Annotated in this window: 9 protein-coding genes; 7 read left to right on the top strand and 2 right to left on the bottom strand. The window is 32.2% G+C overall.

The window, feature by feature from the left end; genetic code table 11:
• Positions 1-177 precede the first annotated feature (177 nt).
• Both N5B56_RS13305 and N5B56_RS13300 read right to left on the bottom strand, forming a co-directional pair.
• Positions 178-378: an alpha/beta-type small acid-soluble spore protein gene (locus N5B56_RS13305; RefSeq protein WP_022089534.1), complete on the bottom strand. Its 201-nt coding sequence runs from the start codon at positions 376-378 to the stop codon at positions 178-180.
• A 216-nt stretch (positions 379-594) separates the two neighbouring features.
• Positions 595-1689, bottom strand: coding sequence for a ribonuclease H-like domain-containing protein (locus N5B56_RS13300; protein ID WP_022089535.1), 1095 nt, complete (start codon positions 1687-1689; stop codon positions 595-597).
• 136 nt (positions 1690-1825) lie between these two features.
• Between N5B56_RS13300 and rsxC the strand changes: the two genes are divergently transcribed.
• The 7 genes from rsxC (at position 1826) to N5B56_RS13265 (ending at position 8328) form a co-directional block, all read left to right on the top strand.
• Positions 1826-3139, top strand: coding sequence for an electron transport complex subunit RsxC (gene rsxC, locus N5B56_RS13295; protein ID WP_022089536.1), 1314 nt, complete (start codon positions 1826-1828; stop codon positions 3137-3139).
• A 70-nt stretch (positions 3140-3209) separates the two neighbouring features.
• Complete coding sequence (locus N5B56_RS13290; RefSeq protein ID WP_336306548.1) at positions 3210-4124, top strand: RnfABCDGE type electron transport complex subunit D; 915 nt, start codon at positions 3210-3212, stop codon at positions 4122-4124.
• Between the two features lies 1 nt (position 4125).
• Positions 4126-4770 (top strand): RnfABCDGE type electron transport complex subunit G, encoded by a 645-nt coding sequence (locus N5B56_RS13285; RefSeq protein ID WP_022089538.1) that lies wholly within the window; start codon positions 4126-4128, stop codon positions 4768-4770.
• Positions 4770-5450, top strand: a complete 681-nt coding sequence (gene rsxE / locus N5B56_RS13280) for an electron transport complex subunit RsxE (protein WP_022089539.1) — start codon at positions 4770-4772, stop codon at positions 5448-5450. Before N5B56_RS13285 ends, rsxE begins: the two co-directional genes overlap by 1 nt.
• Positions 5451-6026 (top strand): electron transport complex protein RnfA, encoded by a 576-nt coding sequence (locus tag N5B56_RS13275; protein ID WP_260979171.1) that lies wholly within the window; start codon positions 5451-5453, stop codon positions 6024-6026.
• Positions 6027-6039: 13 nt separating this feature from the next.
• Positions 6040-6831 (top strand): RnfABCDGE type electron transport complex subunit B, encoded by a 792-nt coding sequence (locus tag N5B56_RS13270; RefSeq protein ID WP_336306465.1) that lies wholly within the window; start codon positions 6040-6042, stop codon positions 6829-6831.
• 93 nt (positions 6832-6924) lie between these two features.
• On the top strand, positions 6925-8328 hold the full coding sequence (locus tag N5B56_RS13265) for a spore germination protein (protein WP_022089542.1): 1404 nt from the start codon (positions 6925-6927) through the stop codon (positions 8326-8328).
• The last annotated feature ends 141 nt before the right edge of the window (positions 8329-8469 follow it).

Genomic DNA, 8469 nt, shown 5'->3' with positions numbered 1-8469 from the left:
TTGACATGGGTATTTTTATATGCTAGTTATATAAACAAGAGCTGCAAGCTCATTTCATGAACTTACAGCTCCATCACTTATCATAGAATGTCTATTTACAGACTTTATTTCACAGACTCTTAAAAAAAGAGCTGCCTTTCGGCAGCTCTCGTTTTTCATACTCTAAAGTGAAATGTCTTATTTACCTGACATCTGTTTTTCCTGAGCTTCGATCATTTTCTTAACCATCTGACCACCAACACTTCCGGCCTGAGCTGAAGTTAAGTTTCCGTTGTAACCATCTGATAAAGTTACTCCTACTTCGTTTGCACATTCCATTTTAAATCTGTTCATAGCAGCCTTTGCTTCAGGAACGTTAACATTGTTTGTGTTACTCATAATTTCATACCTCCGAATTTAACATTACTTCCGGTTTTATAAACCTTCAGTATATTTTGTAACTTAAACCATCAACTGAAGGTTTATGTTACAATACTATTATGTGGAGATAGGTAAATAATAAACTGGTAAGTTGAACCTAAATTTACAAATTTTTCTTAATATTAAAATAGCTAAATATTATTGTGTTAAATGATTAAAAACAGTTTAAGGCTCTTAATACAAATAATCCAGTATGCATTTGACATATTTTAATACACAATCTTCATCTTTTATGCTCTCTAATTGAATAAAACCATTCTTTTCGCCGTAGTTTTCAATGAAGATCTGGTTAAAATCTGGGCTTTTGACTGAAAATATCGGTAAAAAGTTATCAGTTACTTTTGTAAAGCAGTTAGAGGCGGTTGCCTGAATTCGGTGATTTTTATCAACATATGTTGCCACATCTTTATGTATTGTGATATCTTCTTCAGGAAGATAATAATAGTCTTTATAATTCTTAAAAAAGTATTTAAGTAAAAGATGTGGACTAATAATGGTAATCTGTGCATTATTTCCATTTAGCTTAAAATAAATGTAGTCTGTTTTTTTAGTAACCGTAAATGGAGCATATACATCTAAGTCTAAATTTATATATAATTCTTTACCGATGATTCCATCTATTGATTTATAATCACGTATTTCATAACTGTTTAGTGTGTAATTTCCTTCAAAAAAATCATTTAATGAAAGAAGAGAAGTGAGTGTGCCCATGTACCATACATCTTCTTTATTGTGTAATAATAGTGGAAACACTAACATTTCATCATGTGTACGCATAAATTCTTTATAGACTTCAATTAAATCACCGCCTGAAAAAGGATCATTACGTTTTATTCCAAGAAAATCTTCGTATGTTTTTTGCTTGTTGTTTTCTAATTTAAGTAAATCAGAATATTTTTTTACTGTTTTATAAATGTCGATGCTTTCAAATGAATTAAAATCAAAATTTATATTATATTTTTCGCCACGCTCCTTTAAAAATGGCATATCAAAAGTATTTCCATTAAAATGGATTATTATTTTATAATTTTGAATAAATTTATGAAAAGCCATCAAAACATTTGCTTCGTCATTTGCATTTTCAGCAACCCATTGTGTATAAATTGGTTCACCGTTAACAAAATACATACATCCTATCATATAAACCATACAATATTTTCGGGAAAAACCTGTTGTTTCAATGTCAAAATAAATCATATGGTCAACATTTCCTAATCTTTCTAATGGGTATTCAATTTTATTTTCAACTTTATCTTTTATAACAATCATAAACGTATGATAACATATAAAAACATAAGGGTCAAAAGTCTAAAAATTGAAGAATACTTCGTTGTAAAAAAGCATAAAAAGTATTATTATAAAGAGTGGCAAGTTAGTTGTACAAAAATGAAAGAGAGGAAGTTAGATGTCTATTTTAACATTTAAGGGTGGAGTTCATCCATATGATGGAAAAGAACTATCGAAAGATATTCCGACCAGACAAATTTACCCTGATGGTGAAGTAGTGATACCTGTAGCTCAGCATATTGGTGCACCTGCTAAACCAATTGTAAATGTAGGAGACAGAGTCCTTGTTGGTCAAAAGATTGCTGAAGCTAATGGATTTGTTTCAGCTAATATTCATTCATCGGTATCGGGAACAGTAAAAAAGATTGAACAAAGATTAGTTCCTAATGGAAGTAAAGTTTTATCTGTTGTTATTGAAAATGATGAACAGTATGAGAAGTTTGAATACGAAAAACCGGATGATAATTTATCCAGAGAAGAGAAAATTGAATTAATAAAAGATTGTGGCGTTGTAGGTTTAGGCGGCGCATGTTTTCCAACTCATGTAAAATTATCACCAAAAGAAATTGATAAAATTGATTATGTAATAGTAAATGCGGCAGAATGTGAGCCATACATTACAGCTGATTACAGAAGGTTAAAAGAACAGCCTAAAGAGGTAATAGAAGGTCTTAAAATTGTATTATCACTTTTTGAAAATGCACAAGGTGTTATTGCTGTTGAAAATAACAAAAAAGATGTAATTGAAGAGTTGAGCAAACTTACGGAAAATGAACCAAAAATCTCAGTGGCTGAATTAAAAACAAAATATCCACAGGGTTCAGAAAGACATATTATTTATGCTGTAACTAAAAGAAAGATTAATTCAAAAATGCTTCCTGCTGATGCCGGATGTATAGTTGATAATGTAGATACTATTTATAATATTTATAATGCAGTTAAATTTCATAAACCATTAACTGAAAGAATAGTTACTGTATCAGGAGATGGTATTAATACACCATCTAACTTTGTAGTTCCAATTGGAACAAGTCATGCAAAATTAGTAAAAGAAGCTGGCGAGTTAAAAGATGGAGTTGTAAAACTTATTTCAGGTGGACCTATGATGGGGCAGGCAATGTTTAGTTTAGATGTACCTGTAATAAAAGGTTCTTCAGCACTTTTAGCATTTCTTCATGATGATGTTGCTGATGCAACAATGACAAATTGTCTTAACTGTGGGAAATGTGCAAGTGTCTGCCCTGAAAATCTTATATGTGCTAAATTGGCACAGGCTGCAGCGGCAGATGACATGGAAACATTTTTAAAATATCATGGAATGGAATGTATAGAATGTGGAACATGTAATTATATTTGTCCTGCAAACAGAAATATTACACAGTCTGTAAGAACTATGAAGAGAAAAGTTATTGCAGCAAGAAAGAAAGGGTAAGAGTGAACTAAAAATGTATCATGTATCATCAAGCCCTCATGTTAAGTCAAAACTTACAACAAAATCTATAATGGGCGATGTAATTATTGCATTATTACCACCATCTATTTTTGGTATTATTAATTATCAAAATTTATTTGGAATGGAATATGGAATCCGTTCAGCATTGTTGATTTTATTAACAGTAGCTGCTTGTGTGATTTCGGAATATATATTTGATTTAATAACTAAAAGACCATCAACTATAGGCGATTTAAGTGCTGTAGTAACAGGAATGATTCTTGCACTTAACCTTCCATGTACATTTCCTTATTGGAAAGCAATGCTTGGAGGTGCATTTGCAATAATAATAGTTAAACAGTTGTTTGGTGGACTTGGACAGAACTTCATGAACCCTGCATTAGGTGCAAGATGTTTTCTTGTATTATCATTTGCAGGAAATATGACAGCGTTTTATCCTGAAATGTACAGAGTCGTAGATGGAGTATCTCAGGCAACACCGCTTACAGCATTAAAAGCCGGAGAAAATGTTGATTTGTTATCAATGTTTATTGGTACACATGCAGGAACAATAGGTGAAACAAGTATTATCGCACTTTTACTTGGAGCTTTATACCTTGTAATTAATAAGATAATTGATTTAAGAATACCAATTACTTACATAGTTGTATTTTCAATCTGCATTATGTTATTTAACGGACAGACAGATATTACATTCTTACTTAAACATCTTTGTGGTGGTGGATTAATTTTTGGTGCTTTCTTTATGGCAACTGATTATTCTACATCTCCGATGACAAAGAATGGAAGAATTTTATTTGGAATATGTTTAGGTGTACTTACTGCAATTTTCAGAACATTTGGAAATACAGCTGAAGGTGTATCGTTTGCAATTATATTCTGTAACTTATTAGTACCTTTAATTGAAAAAATAACAATTCCTAAAGCATTTGGAATGGTTAAGGAAAAGAAGGAGGGCAAGTAATATGAATAAAATGATAAAAGATGCGTTAATATTATTTGCTATTACTTTAGTTTCGGGTTTAGGACTTGGAGCTGTGTATAATGTTACATCACAGGCCAGAGCGCAACAGGAGCAAAAAACAAAAAATGCAGCTTATCAGGCAGTATTTGACGGCGCAGATCATTTTGATGAATACAAAATAAATGACAGTGACCAGAAAAAGATAGCGGACTACATTAAGAAAATGGATACTGATGAAGTTAAAGCTAATGGTGCATCAGATATTAATGCAGACATCAATGAAATAATGGAAGCAAAAGATAAAGATAACAACGTACTTGGATATGTAATAACTGTTACAGATAATGAAGCTTACGATGGCAAGATTCAGTTTTCAGTTGGAATTAAGGAAGATGGAACTGTTAATGGCATTTCCTTCTTATCTATAAGCGAAACACCAGGACTTGGAATGAGAGCAAAAGAAGACAGTTATAAAAATCAGTTTAATGATAAGAAAGTTGACTACTTTAAATATTCAAAAACAGGAGCATCAGAAGATAATGAAATTGACGCAATGAGTGGAGCAACAATAACAACAAATGCAACAACTAATGGCGTTAATGCAGCAATTTTCTGTTTTAAATATATTACAGGAGGTGCTGAATAATGGGTAAATGTTTAGAAAGATTATATAACGGAATTATAAAAGAAAATCCAACATTTGTTTTAATATTAGGTATGTGCCCGACACTTGCAGTTACATCTTCATTGATTAATGGTGCCGGAATGGGACTTAGTACAATGGTGGTACTTGTTTTGTCAAACTGTTTTATTTCATTACTTAGAAATATAATACCAAATGGGGTACGTGTGCCTGCATTTATAGTTATTGTAGCAAGTTTTGTTACTATTTTACAGTTTATGCTTGAAGCATATTTGCCATCACTTAATGCAGCGCTTGGAATTTATATTCCATTAATAGTTGTTAACTGTATTATTTTAGGTAGAGCAGAAAGTTATGCATCAAAAAATCCTGTTTTACCATCTATTTTCGATGGACTTGGAATGGGACTTGGATTTACAATAGCCCTTTCTATATTGGGCGGATTTAGAGAAATAATCGGTGCGGGAACAATTCTTGGAATTAACATTCCACATTGGGATGGAATCGGAATTTTTGTAATGGCACCGGGAGCGTTCTTTGTTCTTGCAGCTTTAATAGCTACACAGAACTATATTAAAATGAAACATGGTCAAAAGCCAAAAGATAAAATATGCGATGGTAATTGTCAGGGTTGTGCAATGGCAACAGAACATTGTAAAGAAGATACAAAGGAGGAAGCGTAAATGGTTCAATGTATGTTAATAGCAGTTTCAGCTGCTTTAGTTAATAATGTAGTTTTAAGCCAGTTCCTTGGTTTGTGTCCTTTCCTTGGAGTTTCAAAAAAGACAGATACTGCAGCCGGAATGGGAGCAGCGGTTATTTTTGTTATTTTGATTGCTTCAAGCGTAACATATGGAATTTATTATGGAATTTTAAAACCTTTTAATCTTGAATATTTACAGACTATTGTCTTTATTCTTGTAATTGCTGCGTTAGTTCAGTTGGTTGAAATGATATTAAAGAAATATGTAAAACCTTTATATCAGGCATTAGGTGTTTATCTTCCTTTAATTACAACAAACTGTGCAGTTTTAGGTGTAGCAATTTCAAATATTGATGACGGATATACTTTTGGACAGAGCCTTGCTAATTCACTTGGAACATCTGTAGGATTTTTGATTGCAATTGTTATTTTAGCAGGTATCAGAGAAAAGAGTGAAAACAATAATATTCCAAAACCTTTCCAGGGAACTCCGATGGTTTTAATTGCCTCAGGGTTAATGGCAATTGCATTTACCGGATTTACAGGAATAATATAGGAGGTGCTTGGATATGAGTGGAATTTTAGGAGCAGTTATTGTTGTAGGCGGTGTTGGTATAATTATTGCAGTTATACTTGTAGTTGCCGGAAAGTTTTTTGCAGTTGAAGTTAATGAAAAAGAAGCAGCGATTAGAGAAGTGCTTCCGGGAAATAACTGTGGTGGATGCGGTTATCCGGGATGTGATGGTTTAGCGGCTGCAATTGCAAATGGAGAATGTGATCCGGGAGCATGCCCTGTTGGAGGAGCACCTGTTGCGAAGATTATAAGTGAAATTGTAGGTGTTGAAGCAGACGTTGTTAAGAAATATGCGTATGTTAAATGCTCAGGTGATTGTGATAAATCAAAAGATAAGTACGAATATTATGGAAATATGTCATGTCAGGATGCTGCAAATATTCCCGGTGGTGGTGCAAAAGCCTGCGCATATGGATGCCTTGGACTTGGTTCATGTGTTAAAGCATGTGAATTTGGTGCAATATCAGTTGTTAATGGTAAGGCAGTAGTAGACAGAGATAAATGTGTCGCATGTGGTAAATGTGTAAAAGCGTGTCCAAAAAATCTTATTGAAATAATTACGGAAAATGCACAGTATATGGTTTCCTGTTCATCTAAGGATAAAGGAAGAGATGTTATGCAGGCATGTTCTGTTGGTTGTATAGGATGTGGACTGTGCGCTAAAAATTGCCCAAATGGTGCAATTGAATTTGAATATAATTTAGCTCATATTGATCAGAGTAAATGTAAAAACTGTGGAATATGTGCTGAAAAATGTCCGAAAAAAATTATTACTAAATTGCATTAATTGTTTTATTGCATTATGAAAATGCCGGAATTAACATATAATGCGAATAAAATTAAGAAAATCTCACACTATATACTAGTGTGAGGTTTTTTTATGGAAAAATTTATTGACTCAAAAATTGAAATTACTGAGAAGAAAATAGATGAAATACTAGCTATTGGAACAAGCTATGATTTATTGAAAAGGAAAATTACTATTGGAGATAAAAATGCTGTTCTATATTTTATTAATGGATTTTGTGATGAAGATGTAATGGAAAAAGTTATTGAAGCTTTAACATCAGTTAAATCAGAAGATATTCCGAATGATAAAGAAAATTTTATTGCAAACATCATTCCTTATATTGAAACTTCAGATGAAAGTAACGAATATAATATTATTACTGCGATTTTATCCGGGATTGTTTGCTTGATTGTAGATGGATATGAAAGTGCTTTTTTAATTGATGCAAGAGAATATCCGGCAAGAGGAGTTGAAGAGCCTGAAAAATATAAGGTATTAAGAGGTTCAAGAGATGGTTTTGTTGAAACTTTAGTATATAATACTGCATTAATCAGAAGAAGAATACGAAGTCCTGAGTATAGATGTGAAATAACACAAATAGGAGAATGTTCAAGAACTGACGTGGCAATATGTTATATTGAAGGAAGAGTCGATAAAGAGGCACTTAATTTGATTAAAGATAAACTGGCAAATGCAAAAATAGATGCGTTAGCAATGAATCAGGAAAGTCTTGCTGAATGTATTTATAAAGGAAGCTGGATTAATCCTTTCCCAAAGTTTAGATACACAGAACGACCTGATACTGTTGCTGCATCAGTAATTAATGGACAGATTGCAGTACTGGTAGATAATTCGCCGGCGGCTATGCTTTTACCAACTACAGTATTTGATGCTATAGAAGAAGCAGATGATTATTACTTTTCACCTCTTACCGGTACTTACCTTAGATTGGCAAGAGCCTTTATTACAATTATATCCATACTTCTGACTCCATTATATCTTTTATATGCAGTGCAGCCGGAATTGCTTCCAAATTGGTTAATATTTACAAAGGTATCTGATGAGTTAAATATCCCAATTATCTGGCAACTATTAATGCTTGAAATTGGTGTAGACGGTTTGAAATTGGCGGCAATTAATACTCCTAATATGCTAAACACACCGTTAAGTTTGATAGCAGCAATAATTATTGGGGAATTTACAATAACTACAGGGTGGTTTGTACCTCAAACTCTTTTATACATGGCTGTAGTAGCAATTGCAAATTTTACTCATGAAAATTATGAATTTGCATATGCGATAAAATTTTTAAGAATTATTTTACTAATTTTAACAGCGATATTTGGATTATATGGATTTATTGGAGGAGTTATATTTACAGCAGTTGTAATCGGAATGAATAAAACGATTACAAACACAAGTTATATATATCCTTTAATACCATTTGATTTAAAAAAATTTTGCAGACAGTTCTTTAGAACAAGTAAAAAATAATTATAAAACAGTTATAATTTGAAAAAAAGAGAGTGTGAAAGTTTTTCTGTAAATTAATATTTAAATATAATTAATAGGCCTTCTATGATAAAATTTATTATTATAGGAGGCCTTAATTATGGCAAGAGAAAGAAAAAAAGT

It is taken from the genome of Eubacterium album, assembly GCF_025336545.1.
Lineage (GTDB): Bacteria > Bacillota > Clostridia > Lachnospirales > Lachnospiraceae > Eubacterium_U > Eubacterium_U album.
The sequence above is the reverse complement of the archived record's forward strand: the minus strand, read 5'-3'. Positions and strand labels throughout refer to the sequence as shown.